Source organism: Stenotrophomonas sp. YJH_SMC_36, from assembly GCF_059369935.1.
The window spans coordinates 262,555-280,490 of the sequence record NZ_JCAFTD010000002.1 but is presented as its reverse complement, the minus strand read 5'-3'; the positions used below and the strand labels follow the sequence as shown (position 1 = coordinate 280,490).

General features: G+C 67.7%; 15 protein-coding genes. 8 read left to right on the top strand and 7 right to left on the bottom strand.

Annotation, left to right across the window (positions count from 1 at the left end; all coding sequences use genetic code 11):
- The first annotated feature begins 95 nt into the window (after positions 1–95).
- Entirely contained in the window at positions 96–1,004 is a 909-nt protein-coding gene (pdxY, locus tag AC5P76_RS04445; protein WP_253118824.1) for a pyridoxal kinase, read from the top strand.
- A complete protein-coding gene (locus AC5P76_RS04440; RefSeq protein ID WP_253118823.1) occupies positions 1,001–2,125 on the top strand; it encodes a prephenate dehydrogenase in 1,125 nt (374 codons plus the stop codon). The genes pdxY and AC5P76_RS04440 overlap by 4 nt, the downstream gene beginning before the upstream one ends.
- A 164-nt stretch (positions 2,126–2,289) precedes the next feature.
- On the opposite strand, the gene AC5P76_RS04435 is transcribed toward AC5P76_RS04440, so the two are convergent.
- From AC5P76_RS04435 to AC5P76_RS04415, 5 genes are all read right to left on the bottom strand, one after another.
- Positions 2,290–2,484, bottom strand: coding sequence for a hypothetical protein (locus AC5P76_RS04435; RefSeq protein ID WP_053519789.1), 195 nt, complete (start codon positions 2,482–2,484; stop codon positions 2,290–2,292).
- A 70-nt stretch (positions 2,485–2,554) separates the two neighbouring features.
- The gene (locus AC5P76_RS04430) at positions 2,555–4,327 is read right to left on the bottom strand and encodes an ABC transporter transmembrane domain-containing protein (RefSeq protein ID WP_495222680.1); all 1,773 of its coding nucleotides are present in this window, start codon (positions 4,325–4,327) and stop codon (positions 2,555–2,557) included.
- A complete protein-coding gene (locus AC5P76_RS04425) occupies positions 4,320–4,916 on the bottom strand; it encodes an IMPACT family protein (RefSeq protein WP_253118822.1) in 597 nt (198 codons plus the stop codon). The genes AC5P76_RS04430 and AC5P76_RS04425 overlap by 8 nt, the downstream gene beginning before the upstream one ends.
- A gap of 34 nt (positions 4,917–4,950) precedes the next feature.
- Positions 4,951–5,913: a hypothetical protein gene (locus AC5P76_RS04420; protein WP_414488106.1), complete on the bottom strand. Its 963-nt coding sequence runs from the start codon at positions 5,911–5,913 to the stop codon at positions 4,951–4,953.
- Positions 5,910–6,428 (bottom strand): RNA polymerase sigma factor, encoded by a 519-nt coding sequence (locus AC5P76_RS04415; RefSeq protein WP_229765872.1) that lies wholly within the window; start codon positions 6,426–6,428, stop codon positions 5,910–5,912. Before AC5P76_RS04415 ends, AC5P76_RS04420 begins: the two co-directional genes overlap by 4 nt.
- A 292-nt stretch (positions 6,429–6,720) precedes the next feature.
- Between AC5P76_RS04415 and AC5P76_RS04410 the strand changes: the two genes are divergently transcribed.
- Positions 6,721–9,516, top strand: a complete 2,796-nt coding sequence (locus tag AC5P76_RS04410; protein ID WP_258391133.1) for a bifunctional diguanylate cyclase/phosphodiesterase — start codon at positions 6,721–6,723, stop codon at positions 9,514–9,516.
- A 19-nt stretch (positions 9,517–9,535) separates the two neighbouring features.
- Here the strand turns inward: AC5P76_RS04410 and AC5P76_RS04405 are convergent, their stop codons facing one another.
- Positions 9,536–10,129 (bottom strand): LOG family protein, encoded by a 594-nt coding sequence (locus AC5P76_RS04405; RefSeq protein WP_065175031.1) that lies wholly within the window; start codon positions 10,127–10,129, stop codon positions 9,536–9,538.
- Between the two features lie 264 nt (positions 10,130–10,393).
- Entirely contained in the window at positions 10,394–11,890 is a 1,497-nt protein-coding gene (locus tag AC5P76_RS04400) for an aminotransferase class III-fold pyridoxal phosphate-dependent enzyme (protein ID WP_053519783.1), read from the bottom strand.
- A gap of 209 nt (positions 11,891–12,099) precedes the next feature.
- Here AC5P76_RS04400 and queA point away from each other — a divergent pair, with 209 nt between their 5' ends.
- The 5 genes from queA (at position 12,100) to secF (ending at position 17,788) form a co-directional block, all read left to right on the top strand.
- Positions 12,100–13,167 carry a tRNA preQ1(34) S-adenosylmethionine ribosyltransferase-isomerase QueA gene (queA, locus tag AC5P76_RS04395; protein WP_277381671.1) on the top strand — a complete coding sequence of 356 codons (1,068 nt, stop codon included), beginning with the start codon at positions 12,100–12,102 and terminating at the stop codon, positions 13,165–13,167.
- Positions 13,168–13,264: 97 nt separating this feature from the next.
- Entirely contained in the window at positions 13,265–14,395 is a 1,131-nt protein-coding gene (tgt, locus tag AC5P76_RS04390) for a tRNA guanosine(34) transglycosylase Tgt (RefSeq protein WP_065181313.1), read from the top strand.
- A 134-nt stretch (positions 14,396–14,529) separates the two neighbouring features.
- Positions 14,530–14,874, top strand: coding sequence for a preprotein translocase subunit YajC (gene yajC / locus AC5P76_RS04385; protein WP_053519780.1), 345 nt, complete (start codon positions 14,530–14,532; stop codon positions 14,872–14,874).
- Between the two features lie 61 nt (positions 14,875–14,935).
- Positions 14,936–16,792 (top strand): protein translocase subunit SecD, encoded by a 1,857-nt coding sequence (gene secD, locus AC5P76_RS04380; RefSeq protein WP_053519779.1) that lies wholly within the window; start codon positions 14,936–14,938, stop codon positions 16,790–16,792.
- A gap of 15 nt (positions 16,793–16,807) precedes the next feature.
- Positions 16,808–17,788 carry a protein translocase subunit SecF gene (gene secF, locus AC5P76_RS04375; RefSeq protein ID WP_053519778.1) on the top strand — a complete coding sequence of 327 codons (981 nt, stop codon included), beginning with the start codon at positions 16,808–16,810 and terminating at the stop codon, positions 17,786–17,788.
- Positions 17,789–17,936 lie beyond the last annotated feature (148 nt).

Sequence of the window (17,936 nt, the reverse complement as noted above, 5' to 3'; positions counted from 1 at the left end):
TTGGCTTTGGCTTTGGCTTCGGCCGTTGCCGTTGCATTGAGCAGGTGCAGGGCTGCAAGCCCTGCCGAAAACCCCCTTGGGCGTAGAATGCGGCCATGAGCGAATCCCTTGACAACCACCTGGTCCACGGCCGCCGCCAGCGGCCCGACGGCCCGTCGCCGATCGATGTCATCTCGGTCCAGTCGCAACTGGTCTACGGCCATGCCGGCAACAGCGCCGCCGTACCGCCGATGCGCGCGCTCGGCGTGCGCGTAGCTGAAATTCCGACCGTGCTGCTCAGCAACGCGCCGTTCTATGACACCACCCGCGGTCGCGTGCTGCCCGCCGACTGGTTCGCCGATCTGTTGCTGGGCACCCACGAGCGCGGCCTGCCGCAGCGGGCGAAGATGCTCGTCTCCGGCTACTTTGGCAGCACGGCCAACGGTGCCACCTTCGCCGATTGGCTGGACGACATCCTGCCGGCCTGCCCGCAGCTGCGTTACTGCCTGGATCCGGTGATCGGTGACACACACACTGGCCCCTACGTGGAACCGGGACTGGAAGCGATCTTCGCCGAGCGCCTGTTGCCGCATGCCTGGCTGGTCACCCCGAATGCATTCGAGCTGGCCCGTCTGACCGGCATGCCGGCACTGGCCGAGGCCGACGCCATCGCCGCCGCGCGTACGCTGCTGGCGCGTGGTCCGCACTGGGTGATCGCGCACAGCGTGGGTGGCACGCCGGGCGAGCTGGTGACGCTGGCGGTGGGACGCGACGAGACCTGGCGTTGGACCTCGCCGCTGCTGCCGGTGGACGTGGCCGGGACCGGCGACGTACTGATGTCGCTGGTGGTGTCGTTCCTGCTGCGGGGAGAGTCGATGCAGCAGGCGATCTCGCGTGCCATCGCGGGTACCCATGCCGCCCTGGAGGCCACGCTGGCCAATGGTTTCGAGGAGTTCGACGTGATTGCCGCGGCGCCCGCCGCACTGGCCGAAGGCACGCGCTTCCGCGCTGAACGCGTGGCATGACGGCAGTGCAGCACTTTGCGCCGCGCACGATCGGCATCGTCGGCAGTGCCGGCGCCTACGGGCGCTGGCTGGGCCGCTTCTTCGAGCAGCAGATGCGACTGCAGGTGATCGGCCACGATCCGGCCGATGCTGCTTCGCATACACCGGAGCAGTTGCTGGCCGAGGCCGATGTACTGGTGTTCTCTGCACCGATCCGGCATACGCCGGAACTGATCGCCGAATACGTGCGCCGCTCGGCGGGTCGTGAACGCGGGCGCCTGTGGCTCGATGTCACCTCGGTCAAGGACGCGCCGGTACAGGCGATGCTTGCCTCACAGGCCGAAGTGGTCGGCCTGCACCCGATGACCGCGCCGCCGAAAGCCCCCACGTTGAAGGGCAGGGTGATGGTGGTCTGCGAAGCGCGACTGCAGCACTGTCGGCCCTGGCTGGATGCGCTGTGCGTGGCGCTGCAGGCCGAGTGTGTGCGCGCCACGCCACAGCACCATGACCAGATGATGGCGTTGGTGCAGGCGATGGTGCATGCCACGCATCTGGCCCAGGCCGGCGTGCTGCGGGAATATCAGCCGCAACTGGGGACACTGGAAGCGATGCTTCCCTATCGCTCGGCGTCGTTCGAACTGGATACCGCGATCATCTCGCGCATCCTCTCGCTGAATCCGGCGATCTATGAGGACATCCAGTTCGGCAATCCGCATGTCGCGCCAATGCTGGAACGCCTGGTCGGCCAGCTGCGCATGCTGCAGGCCCAGGTCGACCAAGGCGACGACATGGCGCGCGGTGCGTTCCGCGAGCAGATGCTGGTGGCGAACCGGGCCGCCTTCGGCGCGCCTGCACTGGCCTCGGGAAACTATACCTTCGAGCGGGTGGGCTACCTGCTGGCCGATCTGACCGAGCGCAACGCCGTGTCGGTCCACCTGCCGGAAGATCGCCCGGGCTCACTGCGTGAGCTGCTGAACATCTTCGAGCAGCACGGCATCAGCCTGGCTTCTATCCATTCCTCGCGCACGCCGGGCGGGGAAGTGCATTTCCGCATCGGCTTCGTCGCCGGCAGTGATCCCCGTGCCCTGGCCGACGCGGCGGCCGCCGTGGATGCCAGCGGAATCGGACGGGTACTGGCGTAGTGCATTCATCCACAGGGGATGTGGATGAATTCTGCGCAAACATGTGGATAACACTGCTCATGCCTTGCCAGCACAGGCTGTCAAGATCTGTGGCGAAAAACTGACCAGGGCGCTGCCGGTGGTGCCGGGCTACGCCCGGCGGCCCTGCGATGACCCAGGCGACGCTAGATGGTCAGCCGCAGTTCGCCGCCGCTGGTGCTGAACTCGCGGCCATTGCGCACCAGATGACGCCCGTCGTCGAGCTCGTAGCGCGGGGTGGCTTCGGAATGATGTCCGCTGCCATTGGCCTCGGGCTTGAACTCGATGATGATATGGCTCTCGCCATTGCTGTCGACTGCGGGAAACTGACGGAACGACATCGTCCACCTCCTTCAGCGGATGCTGCTTCTGCGCGGCCAGCTTGGGGCCAGAGGTGTTAGCCGACCGTCATCAATCGATGAACTGCAGTCGCGCCAGCTCCGCGTACAGACCCCCTTCAGCCAACAACTGTGCGTGCGTGCCTTCGGCGACGATGCGCCCCTGGTCCATGACCACGATGCGGTCGGCCTTGAGCACGGTTGCCAGACGGTGTGCGATGACCAGCGTGGTGCGGCCCGCCATCAGGCGCTCCAGCGCCTGCTGTACACCGTACTCGCTCTGCGCGTCGAGCGCGCTGGTGGCTTCGTCCAGCAGCAGGATCGGCGCATCCTTCAGCAGCGCGCGGGCGATCGCCACGCGCTGCTGCTGCCCGCCGGACAGGCGCGCGCCGCGCTCGCCCAGCTCACTGTCATAGCCCTGCGGCAACGCACGCAGGAAGCCATCGGCCTCAGCGGCACGAGCCGCTTCCTCGACTTCGGCATCGCTGGCCTGCAGGCGGCCGTAGCGGATGTTGTCGCGGGCGCTGGCGGCGAACAGCGTCGGTTGCTGCGGCACCAGCGCCAGCTGGGCGCGCAGGTCGGCGGGATCGACCTCGCGCACATCGATGCCGTCCACGCAGATGGGGCCGTTGGCCGGGTCATGGAAGCGCAGCAGCATCGACAGCACCGTGCTCTTGCCGGCACCCGAGGGGCCGACCAGGGCCACGGTCTCGCCTGGGCGCACATGCAGGCTGAAGTGGTCGAGCGCGGCCTGGTCCGGTCGCTGCGGGTAGTGGAACACCACGTCATCGAACTGGATCTCGCCTTGCAGCGGCTGCGGCAGCGCGCGTGGATGCGCGGGCGCGCGGATCTCGACATCCTCCTGCAGCAGTTCGCCGATCCGGCCCATGCCGCCGGCAGCGCGCTGGAGTTCGTTCCAGACTTCGGCCAGAGCGCCCACCGAACCACCGCCGATCAGCGCATACAGCACGAACTGGCCCAGGGTGCCGGCACTGAGGCGGCCCTCGATGACATCGTGGGCGCCCAGCCACAGCACGCCGACAATGGCACCGAAGATCAGCAGGATGGCACTGGCGGTGACCAGCGACTGTGCGCCGATGCGCCGGCGTGCGGCCCGGATCGCATCGCCCAGCGCCAGGTCGAAGCGGCCGCGCTCGTAAGGCTCGCGCGCATGTGCCTGCACCGTGCGGACGGCACCGAGGGTCTCGCTGGCCAGGCTGTTGGCGTCGGCGATGCGGTCCTGGCTGCTGCGCGCGACGGTGCGCAGCTTGCGTGCGCCGATGATGATGGGCAGTACCGCCAGCGGGATGCCGAGCAGCGACCACGCCGCCAGGCGCGGACTGGTCACGAACAGCATGGCCAGGCTGCCGACCACCGTCACGCTGCTGCGCAATGCGACTGACATGGTCGAACCCACCACGCTGCGCAGCAGCTCGCTGTCGGCGGTCAGGCGCGAGACCAGTTCGCCGCTGCGGCTGCGGTCATGGAAACCGGCACCCAACTGGATCAGGTGCCCGTACAGACGGCTGCGCAGGTCGGCAACTACCTTCTCGCCGAGCAGCGACACGAAGTAGAAGCGTGCGGAGGTGGCGATCGCCAGCACTACCGCCACCAGCATCAGCAGGGCAAACGCCCGGTTGATCTGGCCGCCGCTGCTGAAGCCGTGGTCGATCATCTGCTTGACGGCCGGAGGCAGGCTGAGGGTGGCGGCCGAGGAGACGGCCAGCGCCAGCAGCCAGGCGGCGAACAGGCCACTGTGCCGGCGCACGAACGGCCACAGCGTTCGCAGGCTGCCGAGGCGGCGCAATGGCGGGGTCGCGGCGGCCGCGTCGTCCTTGTCAGTCATCCTGGTCGTCATCTCGGATACGGATACGGTCACGGGTGGCGTCTCGCAGGCGGATTTTCAATGCGTCGGCCTGGTCGGCGGGTAATTCGATCCGCAGGCGCACGCCTTCAGCGTCGAACTGTTCATCCTGCTTCTCGGCGGAGAACGCGGGCAGGGCCGCATGCAGGGTACCCAGGTCCTCGAAGCCGGCCAGCAGCTGCAGCCGTGCCATCGCCACCAGCGGCAGCCGCGGTGCCGTGCGCAGACACTCGGCGGCGGTACCGCCGTAGGCGCGGACCAGACCGCCGGCGCCGAGCTTGATACCCCCGTACCAGCGGATCACCACCACCATGACCCGGTCGAAGCCCTGGCCATCGATGGCGGCCAGGATCGGCCGGCCGGCAGTCCCCGCCGGCTCGCCATCATCGCTGGAGCGATACTCCTGTCCATGCCGGTAGGCCCAGCAGTTGTGCGTGGCGTCGGCCACCATCACCTGCTGCAGGAACGACATCGCCGCCGCCGCGCCATCGATGGGCGCGGCATGGGCGATGAAGCGGCTGTGCTTGACTTCCAGCGTGTGGCTGACGGGCTGGGCGAGGGTATCGGGCATTCCCTTCATTCTACGGGGTTGCCGCCCCCATGCTTCAGTCGTCCAGCAGAGGACGCAGGTCGCGTGGCAGCCGCGACTCCGGATACTGCTGCACGTAGCGCTCGAGGCTGGCACGGGCGATGTCGCGCTGGCCTTCGTCGCGACGTTCGCGGATCTTCTGCAGCCACTGCCGGCGGGGCAGCTGGGCGTCGGCGGCCACTTCGGCCTGCACGGCCGTAGCGCTGAGCGCGGCATCGCTGCCGCGACGCATCACGCCCGGTGCGCTGCGGAGCGGTGCGGCCCGCTTGAGCGTCGTGGTGTCACCGCGCTGTCCCGCGCTGGCCGGGGCGGCCTCCATCGCGCCGGACAGGGGGGCAACGGCGTCGCGCGCTTCCAGCGACGGCGGCGCAGGCGCCGCAGCGGGCAGCGGTGCCGAATAGGCCACAGCGGCCGGAGGTTCCGCAGCCGGCGGCGGAGCTGCGGTGTCGGCTGCGGCGCGCTCGGTGGCCTGAGCCGCCGCCTTCGCTCGTGCCGCCACCGTCGGTGCCGGTGTCTGCGGTGCGGAGGATCGGGCCGGCGCGGCGGGCCTGGGTGCCGCGACCGGCGCCGGTGGTGCCGGCGGCGCACTTGCGATGGCCGGCTCGGCAGGGGAAGGCCGGGTGGGGTCCTCGGCAGGCTGCGCGGCCACTTCGGCAGCGACCTCGCCGGCGACGCGCGGCGCAGTGATCTGTGCATCGTGCGCCGGGACCGCGGGCGGTTCCGGGCGCAGCTGCCAGGCGATTCCGATGGCGAATACCATCGATGCAGCAACGCCGAACACCGCAGGCCAGTGCCGGCGCGGCCGCCGTGCACGCACGCTGCCCGCGTCGGCCGCGTCGGCCGGTGGCGCCTGCACCGCCGCACGGGCGGCCGCCAGGATCGTGGCATCCAGCGCCGCCGGAGGCGCCTGTTCGACACGACGGCCGAGCAGGCGCGCCAGCTCGCGCTCTTCAGGCGTCAGGGGTTCGTCTCGGTTCATGCGTTCAGTCCCGCACGCAGCTTGTCCATCGCATAGCGCAGCCGCGATTTCACGGTTTCCCGGCCTACGCCGGTGATCTGGCCGATCTCCTCCAGGCTCAGTTCCTGATCCAGCCGCAGCTGCAGCACTTCGCGCTGCTCCAGCGGCAGTTCTTCCATCGCGCGCTGGATGCGGCGACGTTGCTCGAATTCTGAAAGCTCTGCTTCCGGGGTCTGCCCGTCTTCCAGCGCGGCCAGACGCAGCTCGGCATCGGCCGGCGCCGCCGGGCGGTGGCGTGCGGCGCGCCAGTGATCGTTGAGCCGGTTGTGCGCGATGCGGAACAGCCAGGTGCTGAAGGCGGCATCCGGCTGCCAGCCGGACCGTGCGCTGATGACCCGTTGCCAGACGTCCTGGAAGATCTCCTCGGCCAGGGCGGTATCGCGCAGCTGGCGCAGCAGGAAGCCGAACAGGCGCTTGCGATGGCGCGCATACAGGCTCTCGAACGCGTGCAGGTCGCCGCCGGCCCAGGCGAGCATCAAGGCTTCATCGGTTGGCAGGGCGCTGGCTTCCACGCGGTACAGGTTAAGGCCTGCCGACGATGGCGCATAGCGGGGTGCGGGGGCGGACAGGGCGAGGTTCATGGCTCGGAACGGGGTGCGGACGCCAGGAATAACGAACGGGCGCACGATTCGGGGTTGCCGGGCTTCCATTGCCCCCCCGGTGGCGCGCTATGCTCGGCGGCTCAGGGGAGGCGACGCACAGACGGCGCCAAGAGATTGTCATTTGTCCACGCACGCTGAACCTGCGCAAACGCCATCACACGAGGCCGTGCTGAGTACGGAACTCGTGCGCGCGCTGCATGCGCTGCTGCCGGAATCGGCGGTGGTCCGGGTCGGCTGGGACGATCCCCAGCTGGGGCGCGGTGACGCCATCTGGCCGATACCCCCGGTCGCGGCCGACAGCGGGGCACCGGCTGCCGGCGATGGCCGCCACGGTTGGGATCATGATGGTGCCCGCCTGTACCTGGTGGTGGAAGGCGCGGCGCCTTCGTCCGCATGGTGGGGTCTGGCGCGGCAGGCCATGGAACTGGCCCTGCAGCGGGGCCGCCAGGCGGGACAGATCAAGGCGCTGGAAGAGGCCGAGCGGCTGCAGCAGGCGCTGTTCCAGATTGCCGATCTTGCCGGCGCCGACCTGGAGATGGGGCAGATGCTGCGCCGCGTGCACGACGTGCTGGGCACGCTGATGTACGCGGAAAACTGTTACATCGTCGAATACGATGACCTGCACGACCAGATCAGGTTCCTGTACTTCGCCGACCAGGTGGATGATTTCGTCGCCGATCCGGCGCAGAGCTTCGACGCCAGTGGAATGCCGCGCAGCCTGACGGTGGCGTTGCTGCACCATGGCAGGCCCCTGAGCGGACCTTCGCGGGAACTGTTGGCCCGCGAGGTCGGGCAGGAGCATGACCCGCTTCGCGGCCCCGAAAGCCTGGACTGGCTGGGTGTGCCGATGCTGCGCGATGGCCGGGTGTGCGGTGCCATCGTGGTGCAGAGCTACGAGCAGGCAGACCGCTATGGCGAGGCCGAGCGTGCACTGCTGGGTTTCGTTGCCCAGCACGTACAGACCGCGATGGACCGGCGCCAGGCCCAGGTGCGGCTCGAGCAGCAGGTGGAACTGCGCACGCAGGAGCTGCAGCGCGCCAACCACAGCCTGCAGGACGAAGTGGCCGAGCGTCGTCGTGCCGAGCAGCTGCAGATCGCGCTGTACGACATTGCAGAGATGGCGATGTCCGCCGAGAGCCTGGAGCAGTTCTACGGCCAGGTGCATGGCGTGGTCGGCCGACTGCTCGACGCGCGCAATTTCTACATCGCGCTGGTCAACGAGGCGGGTGATGGACTGGATTTCGTCTACTCGGTGGATGAACGCCACGCCAGCCGCGCCTCCCGTGCGTTCAGTCGTGGCCTGACCGAATACGTGGTGCGCAACCGCCAGCCGCTGTTGGCGTCCCGCGCGCAGATCGACTCGCTGCGCGCCAGTGGCGAGGTGCGCGAGTCCGGCGCGCGCTCGCTGTGCTGGCTGGGCGTGCCGCTGCTGCGGGATGACGAAGTGGTTGGCGCGATCGTGGTGCAGAGCTACAGCGAGCAGCGTGCCTTCAGCATCCACGACCAGCGCTTGCTGACCTTCGTCGCGCAGAACATCGGCACCGGACTGGCCCGCCAGCGCGACCAGCAGCGCCTGCGTTCGGCGCATGCCGAACTGGAGAAGCGCGTGGACGAACGCACGCGCGAACTGGCTGAGGTCAACGAAAAGCTGTTGGGCCAGATCGGCGAGCGCCTGCGTGCCGAGCAGCGGCTGACCCACCAGGCCATGCACGACGCGCTGACCGGGTTGCCCAACCGCCTGCACCTGCTGGACCGGCTGCAGGATGCGCTGGTACTGGCCAGGCAGGAGGACGGCCCGGTGTTCGCGGTGCTGTTCCTGGATCTGGACCGTTTCAAGCTGGTCAACGACAGCATCGGCCACGCGGCCGGCGATCACATGCTGGTGGAAGTGGCCAAGCGCATCGTGTCGATGGCGGGCCCCGACGACGTGGTGGCGCGCCTGGGCGGTGATGAGTTCGCGGTGCTGCTGCAGTGCCCGCTGGGCCTGGCGCAGGCCCTGGATTTCGGTCAGCGCCTGCTGTTGGCATTGCAGGAGTCGATGTGGATCGCCGGGCGCGAGCTGTTCCCGTCCGGCAGCCTCGGCATCGCGCTGTGGAATCCGCGTTACCGGACCGGAGAAGAGCTGCTGCGCGATGCCGACGCCGCCATGTACCGGGCCAAGGCGCAGGGGCATGATCGCTGTGCGATCTTCGACGAGGACATGCGCGAGCAGGCCATGCGCAGCCTCGATCTGGAAGCGGATCTGCGGCGGGCGATCAACAACCGGGATTTCGTGCCGTTCTACCAGCCGATCGTGCGCCTGTCCGACGGGGAAGTGGTGGGACACGAAGCGCTGCTGCGCTGGCAGCACGAACGGCGTGGCCTGCTGTTGCCGGGCGCGTTCCTGGAGCTGGGAGAGGAGAGCGGGTTGATCGAACAGGTCGACTGGCTGATCTACGAACAGGTCATCGCCGGCCTGGCCGCGGGCGGGCAGGGCTATGTGTCGGTGAACGTGTCGCCGCGGCATTTCCGTTCGGCCGGTTTCAGTGCGCGCCTGTTCGGCCTGCTCGACGCCTGCGGGGCCGATCCGCGCCGGTTGCGCCTGGAGATCACCGAGGTCGCGCTGCTGGATGACGGCCCGCACACGCTGCATATCCTGCAGGGACTGCGCGAGCGCGGCATCCAGGTGCAGCTGGACGACTTCGGCACCGGCTTCTCGGCGTTGTCGTACCTGCACCGCTTCCCGATCAGCACGCTGAAGATCGACCAGAGCTTCATTGCCGGCCTGCATGGACCGGAAGTGCAGAGCACCCGCGCGCTGGTACAGGGCGTGCTGTCGCTGGCGCGCACGCTGGGCATCGAAACCATCGGCGAAGGCATCGAAACCGAAGCCCAGCGGCAGACACTGCGCGAACTGGGCTGCGATTACGGCCAGGGCTACCTGCTGGGGCGACCGGCTCCCTGGGCCGACGTGGCGCCCTGAGACGCCACGCGGCGGACGATCAACGCAGGGCGGCGCGGCGCTTCTCGTCGATCCACTTGGAGGCCTGTGCCGGCTGGTAGTTCTTCATCCACTCCAGCATCTGCTCGATGTCCGAGCCGTACCACAGGTCCTGGCGCTGGTCCGGGTGCAGGAAGCGCTCATCCACCATGCGATCGATCATGCCGATCAGCGGTGCATAGAAGCCGTCCACGTCCAGGAATGCACAGGGCTTGTTGCCGATGCCCAGCTGGCGCCAGGTCAGCATCTCGAAGATCTCCTCCATGGTGCCGAAGCCGCCGGGCAGGGCGACGAAGCCGTCGGCCAGGTCGAACATGCGCGACTTGCGTTCGTGCATCGAGCCGACGATCTCCAGCTCGGTCAGGCCACGATGGGCCACTTCCCAGTCGGCCAGCTGGCGGGGAATCACGCCGGTGACCTCGCCGCCGGCCGCGAGCACGGCATTGGCCACGGTTCCCATCAGGCCGACGTTGCCGCCGCCATACACCAGGCGCAGGCCGTCGCGGGCGATGCGGTCGCCCAGTGCAATGGCGCGTTCGGTATAGGCCGGCTTGCTGCCAGCGTTGGAACCACAGTACACACAGATCGATTTCATGGATCTTCCTGTCTCTTGGCCGGAAACGAAAACGCCCCGTCGCCGACCGCAGGGCGGTCAGGGACGGGGTGTCCAAGGATTATGAGGCCTTGAGAGGCCTTCTGTAGAGCCGAGCCATGCTCGGCTGCTCTTCGTTCAGATCGCGGCAATGCCCTAGCCGAGCATGGGCTATGCCGGTCGTCCTGACCGGCACCCTTCGGGCCGTCGCCAGCGACGTTGGCAGCGGCTCCTGCCGCTGCCTTCGGCTCTACAAAAAGCGGGGGCTTACGCCGCCGCAGCCTGCTCGCGTCGCGGGCCTTCACGCAGGGCGCGGCCGACCATGCCCACCAGCAGATCCAGCTCTTCGCTGTCCATGCCGAAGTGGGGCGTGAAGCGCAGCGAGTTCTCGCCGCCATGGATCACATTGATGCCATGCCGGCGCAGCCATTCTTCGGTGGAACCACTGCCGTAGCACTTGAACTGCGGCGCCAGCTCGCACGAGAACAGCAGGCCGGTACCCTGCACCTTGGTGATCAGCCCGCCAAGCTCGCCCTTGAGCTGTTCCAGCTTGCGCACGGCTTCGGCGCCGCGCTCGGCGATGTTGGCGCGCACCTGCGGGGTCAGCTGTGCCAGCGTCGCGCAGGCCACGTCCAGCGCACGCGGGTTGCTGGTCATGGTGTTGCCGTAGATGCCCTTGCGGTACAGCTGTGCGGCATGCTCGGTCACCGCCAGCACCGACAGCGGGTACTGGGCCGCGTTCAGGGCCTTCGAGTAGGTTTCCATGTCCGGCGGATCCAGGCCTTCGAAGCCCGGGTAGTCAACCACCGACAGCACGCCGTGCGCGCGCAGGCCGGCCTGGATCGAATCGAGCAGCAGCAGGCTGCCGTGCGCGCGCGTCAATTCGCGGGCCAGGGCATAGAACGACGGCGGCACCGAGCGGCCCGGATCGCCTTCGCCCATGACCGGCTCCAGGAACACCGCCTCGATGAACCACTTGTTGCGGGCGGCGTCCTCGAACACCGCGCGCAGGCCGGCTTCGTCGTACGGCGCCACGGTGATCACCGAATCCTCGCCACGGTAGCTGGCCAGATGCTGCATGTAGCTCTTGCGGCTGGAATCGGAGTACAGCGCCGGCCGGTCGGTGCGGCCATGGAAGCTGCCCTTGACCACCACACGCTTGATCGCGGCGCCGGCGTGGCGCGCACCCGGGTCGGTCTGCAGCTTGGCGTTGACGTCGGCGATGCGTGCGGCCAGCCCGACCGCTTCCGAGCCGGAGTTCAGGCACATGAAACGGGCGAACGGGCAGCCGCCACGACGGTGGCCGATCTCGGCGCGAAGGGCGGTGATGAAGCGCTGCTGTGACAGGCTGGGGGTCATGATGTTGGCCATCACCTGCGGTCGGGCCATCGCCTCCAGCACCGTGTCGGGGGTATGACCGAAGCCGAGCATGCCGTAGCCGCCAGCGTCATACAGCACCGCCCCCTTGAGGGTGACCACCCACGGGCCGCGCGCGGCCAGCGCCACATAGGGCGTAACGGCGTCGTCGGCGTAGAAATTGACGAACCCGTCCTGCATGGCATCGATCTGCGCCTGTTCGTCCTGCGCCAGCAACGGCCCCAGTTCGCCCTGCACACGGGCGAACTCCGCGGCGGCGGCCTCGACCGCGGCCACCAGCTGAGGATGGCGGACGGACAGGGTGGTCAGGGTGGCGTCGTCCAGGCCGGTGGTGAGGCGGGTGCCGGGCTGGCTGCGCAGGGGGGCGAGGCGTTCGATGAAGCTCATTGCAGATCTCCTGAAACAATGGGGCGCACGGGCCATCAAAAAGCAAAACGCGCGTCATCACGCGCGCTGGGCGGCCTCGTGCAGCGGACTTCCATCTCGATGCTAGCACTTGTTTTTTTGCGCGATAACCCCGCAGAAACCTGTTGCATAGCAGCATTTTGCGCGACGTTCGCCGCGGACCACGCCGGCTCGCAGACGCTGGCCGTACAATGCGCGCCATTGTCGACCTGTTGCCGCCCACTGCCTTGAAGAAGTCCGATTTCCACTACGACCTGCCGGCTGAACTGATCGCGCAGGCGCCGCTGGCCGAACGTTCCGCCAGCCGCCTGCTGCTGGTGCCTCCGGCCCCTGCCGCCTTCACCGACCTGCAGGTGCGTGATCTACCCTCGCTGCTGCAGCCGGGCGACCTGATGGTGTTCAACGACACCCGGGTGATCCCGGCGCGCCTGTTCGGGCAGAAGGCCAGCGGTGGCCGCGTGGAGATCCTGATCGAGCGCCTGCTCGGCGCCCAGCAGGCCCGTGCCCAGGTCGGCGCCAGCAAGTCGCCCAAGGCCGGCAGCCGCATCGCCCTGGACGCCGGTGGCGAGGCCGAGGTGCTGGGCCGCGACGGCGAGTTCTACGTGCTGCAGTTCCATGTGCCCGAATCGCTGGAGCAGTGGCTGCTGCATGCCGGCCGCCTGCCGCTGCCGCCGTACATCCAGCGCGAGCCGGGCCTGGACGACCGCGAGCGCTACCAGACCGTGTTCGCCCGTGAAGTGGGCGCGGTGGCCGCACCGACCGCCGGCCTGCATTTCGACGAGCCGCTGCTGGCGGCGCTGAAGGCCAAGGGCGTGGACTTCGGCCACGTCACCCTGCACGTCGGTGCCGGTACCTTCCAGCCGGTCCGCGCTGATGACCTGAAGGACCACGTGATGCACCGCGAGTGGCTGAACGTGGGGGCCGAGCTGGTCCAGCAGGTGCGCCGTACCCGTGAAGCGGGCGGCCGGGTGATCGGCGTGGGCACCACCGTGGTGCGCGCACTGGAAAGCGCGATGCGCGATGGCGAGCTGCTGCCGTTTGCCGGCGAGACGCAGATCTTCATCACCCCGGGCTATCGGATCCGCAGCGTTGACGCGATGGTGACCAATTTCCATCTGCCGGAAAGCACCCTGTTGATGATGATTTCGGCCTTTGCCGGCAAGGAGAGGGTGTTCGAGGCCTATCAGCACGCGATCCAGCAGCGCTATCGCTTCTTCAGTTACGGCGACGCGATGCTGCTGTTCCCGCAGGCAGGGTAGGGCGCGCCGGGAGGGCAGGGACCCTTGTGGGTGCGCACCTTGGTGCGCACGCCTTCTTGGGAGACAATAGGCAACTATTTGCCTGAACGACCGCTCCATGTCCCGACTGCAGTTCCAGCTCAAGACCCGCGACGGCCGTGCCCGTCGCGGCCGCCTGACCTTCCCGCGCGGCACGGTGGAAACGCCGGCCTTCATGCCCGTGGGAACCTATGGCTCGGTCAAGGGCATCCTGCCGGACCAGGTGCGCGCGCTGGGTGCCGAGATCATCCTTGGCAACACCTTCCATCTGTACCTGCGTCCGGGCCTGGACATCATCGCCGACCACGGCGGACTGCATGGCTTCTGCCGCTGGGACGGCCCGATCCTGACCGATTCCGGCGGTTTCCAGGTGTTCTCGCTGGCCCACCGCCGCAAGATCACCGAACAGGGCGTGACCTTCGCTTCGCCGACCGACGGGGCCCGGGTGTTCCTCGGCCCGGAAGAGAGCATGAAGATCCAGAAGGTGCTCGATTCGGACGTGGTGATGATCTTCGACGAGTGCACCCCGTACCCGGCCACCGAGGACGTCGCCCGCCGGTCGATGGAGCTGAGCCTGCGCTGGGCCCAGCGCAGCCGCAACGCGCATGACGAGCTCGGCAACGATGCGGCCCTGTTCGGGATCGTCCAGGGTGGGGTGCATACCGACCTGCGCAGCCGCTCGGCCGAGGCCCTGCAGGCGATCGGCTTCGATGGCTATGCCATCGGTGGCCTGGCCGTGGGCGAGCCGGAGCATGAGCGCAACGCCATGCTCGACCACCTGGATCCGGAGCTGCCGGGCGACCGCCCGCGCTACCTGATGGGCGTGGGCCGGCCGGAAGACCTGGTCGAGGGTGTCGCACGCGGCGTCGATATGTTCGACTGCGTGATGCCGACCCGCAACGCGCGCAACGGGCATTACTTCACCTCGTTCGGTACCGTCCGCATCCGCAATTCGCAGTATGCGCGGGACATGGACCCGATCGAACCGGGCTGCGGCTGCGTGGCCTGTACCGGCGGCTACACCCGCTCGTACCTGCGCCACCTGGACCGCTGCAACGAGATGCTGGCGCCGATGCTGGGCACCCTGCACAACCTGTTCTACTACGAGAAGCTGATGGCCGACATCCGGGCGGCGATCGAGGCGGGAACCTTCCAGGCCTTCCGCGAGTCCTTCTATGCGGCACGCGGAGCGGTTCCGCCGCCGCTGTAACCCGGCGCCCCCCTGCCGAACGGCCCGGGGACGAACGTCCGGGGCCATGGCATACTTCAAGGCTGACCCAGATCCGCGGTCGACACCCCGCGCCCGTGAAAGGGCCGGAGCGCCGCCCAACCAAAGGACCAAAGATGAACCTGCTTGCCTTCCTGATTCCCGCCGCCCACGCCCAGGCCGCCGGTGGCCAACCGCAGGGCATGGGCCTGACCACGCTGCTGTTCCCGATCATCCTGATCGCCATCATGTACTTCCTGATGATCCGCCCGCAGATGAAGCGGCAGAAGGAGCACAAGGCCATGCTGGAGAAGATCAAGCGTGGCGACGAAGTGCTGACCAACGGTGGCATCGCCGGCGTGGTCACCGACATCGGCGACAACTTCGTCACCCTGGAAGTGGCCGAGAACGTGCGCATCCGCGTGCAGAAGGGCGCTGTCGGCAACGTGCTGCCGGCCGGTACCCTGAAGTCGGCCCAGTAAGCCACTCCCTTTCCGATGCACAACCGCGGCGCCGGGGATGGCGCCGCGCGGGACCCAAGCAATGCTCGAATTTCCACGCTGGAAGTACGTCGTCATCCTGATCGTACTTGCGCTCAGTACGCTGTATGCGCTGCCCAACATCTACCAGAAGGACGCGGCCGTCCAGATCACCGCCAACCGTGGCGGACAGGTCGACGACGCCCTCCGCGACCGCGTGGTGGCTGACCTGAAGAAGGCCGGCATCGCCAGCCTCGGCGCGGAGAAGGAAGGCGAGAGCCTGATCGTCCGCCTGCCGGACCTCAAGACCCAGGCCGCGGCAAGCGACCTGCTGCGCGACAGCGTGGGTGAGAACTACACGGTCGCGCTGAACCTGGCATCCACCGTTCCGGACTGGCTGGCCAATCTTGGCGGTCGCCCGATGACGCTCGGCCTGGACCTGCAGGGCGGCGTGCACTTCGTGCTGCAGGTGGACCAGAAGGCTGCGCTGGACAAGCGCCTGGATGCCTATACCGAAGACGTGCGCAGCACCCTGCGCGACGCACGCATTCCGTACCAGTCGGTCGAGCGTCGCGCCGACAACAGCATCGTGGCCAACCTGAGCCCGTCCGCCGGTGACGACGCCGCGCAGCGCGCCCGCACGGCCCTGCTCAAGGCGCAGCCGACCCTCGGTTACGACGTCAGCGGCAGCCGCATCACGGTGACCGTGCCGGAGGCCGAGATCTCGCAGATCGCCAACGGCGCCATCGAGCAGAACATCAATACCCTGCGCAACCGCGTGAACCAGCTGGGCGTGGCCGAGCCGATCATCCAGCGCCAGGGCGCCGACCGCGTCGTGGTGCAGCTGCCCGGCGTGCAGGACACGGCCGAAGCCAAGCGCATGATCGGTGCGACCGCCACCCTGGAATACCGTGCGGTGGTCGAGGGCAACGCCCAGGACGCCATCAACGCCGGCCGCATCCCGCCGGAAGCCAAGGTCTACCAGCAGCGTGACGGCCGCGGCCCGATCCTGCTGAACAAGCGCGTGATCGTCACCGGCGACCAGATGGTGGCTGCGCAGGCGGTGACCGACGCCAACAGCGGTGCCCCGGCGGTCAGCGTGACGCTGAACAACGTCGGTGGCCAGCGCATGTTCGACTTCACCAGCGCCAACGTGAACAAGCCGATGGCGGTGGTGTACACCGAACGCGTGCCGACCGTGACCGTGGTCGACGGCCAGGAAGTGCGCGGCTTCAAGGTCAACGAGGAAGTGATCTCGGTGGCCAACATCAATGGCGTGTTCGGCAAGAACTTCCAGACCACCGGCCTGCAGAAGAAGGAAGCCGAAGATCTGGCCAAGCTGCTGAAGTCCGGCTCGCTGGCCGCGCCGATGGACTTCGTCGAAGAGCGCGTGGTCGGCCCGAGCCTGGGTGCCGAGAACGTCAAGAACGGCATGCGCGCCGTGGTCTTCGCCTTCCTGTTCACCCTGGTGTTCTTCAGCATCTACTACCGCATGTTCGGCATCATCACGTCGGTGGCGATGCTGTTCAACCTGCTGATCGTGGTGGCGGTGATGTCGTTGTTCGGCGCGACCATGACCCTGCCGGGCTTCGCCGGCCTGGCGCTGTCGGTCGGCCTGTCGGTCGACGCCAACGTGCTGATCAACGAGCGTATCCGTGAAGAGCTGCGGGCCGGTGTTCCGGGCAAGACCGCGATCGTGACCGGTTACGAGCGCGCTTCCGGCACCATCCTCGACGCCAACCTGACCGGCCTGATCGTCGGCGTGGCACTGTTCGCATTCGGTACCGGTCCGCTGAAGGGCTTCGCGCTGACCATGATCATCGGTATTTTCGCCTCCATGTTCACCGCGATCACCGTGTCGCGTGCGCTGGCGACGCTGATCTACGGCCGCCGCAAGAAGCTCCAGAACGTGGCCATCTGACGGGACGACACGCACATGAAACTGTTTCCGCTGCACATCCTCCCGAACGACACCAAGATCGATTTCATGCGGTGGCGCCATGTCGCCATGGTCGTCACGATCATCGTGTTCCTGGCATCGATCGCCATCATCGGCTTCAAGGGCTTCAACTATGCCCTGGACTTCACCGGTGGCACCCTGATCGAGGCCCGCTTCGAGCGCCCGGTGGACGTCGAGCAGGTCCGCACCAAGCTCGAGCAGAGCGGCTTCGACGGCGCCCAGGTGCAGAGCGTCGGTGGCAGTACCGACCTGCTGATCCGCCTGGCGCCGCACGGTGAGCATGCCCCGGGTACCGGCGATTCCGCCGCCGAGGACAAGGCCACCGCGGCGGCCGTGGTCAAGGCGCTGTCCTCGGCCGACAACCAGGCGACGGTGCTGCGCAATGAGTTCGTCGGCCCGCAGATCGGCAAGGATCTGGCGATGAACGGCCTGTACGCCACCATCTTCATGCTGGCCGGCTTCCTGATCTACATCGCCGTCCGCTTTGAATGGAAGTTCGCGGTCACCGCCAGCATCGTGGCCATGTTCGACCTGATCGTGACGGTGGCTTACGTGTCCCTGCTGGGCCGCGAGTTCGACCTGACGGTGCTGGCCGGCCTGCTGTCGGTGATGGGCTTTGCGATCAACGACATCATCGTGGTGTTCGACCGCGTCCGCGAGAACTTCCGCAGCCTGCGCGTGGAGCCGATGGAAGTGCTGAACCGTTCGATCAACCAGACGCTGTCGCGTACGGTGATCACCGCGGTGATGTTCTTCCTGTCCGCACTGGCCCTGTACCTGTACGGTGGCAGCTCGATGGAAGGCCTGGCCGAAACGCACATGATCGGTGCGGTGATCGTGGTCATGTCGTCGATCCTGGTCGCGGTGCCGATGCTCACGATCGGCTTCCTGCGCGTGAGCAAGCAGGATTTGCTGCCGAAGGCCAAGGACATCGAGGCTCTGGCCCGCCGTCCGTAAGCGTTCGCGCTGCACGCAACGCACAGAGAACCCCGCGCAAGCGGGGTTTTTTGTTGGCAGGGCGTGCAGCCCTGCACCTGCCGAGGCAAAGGCAACATCAACAGCGGGCATTCTGCGGGATGGCGGGGCGGTGTCGGAGTGCGGGGAC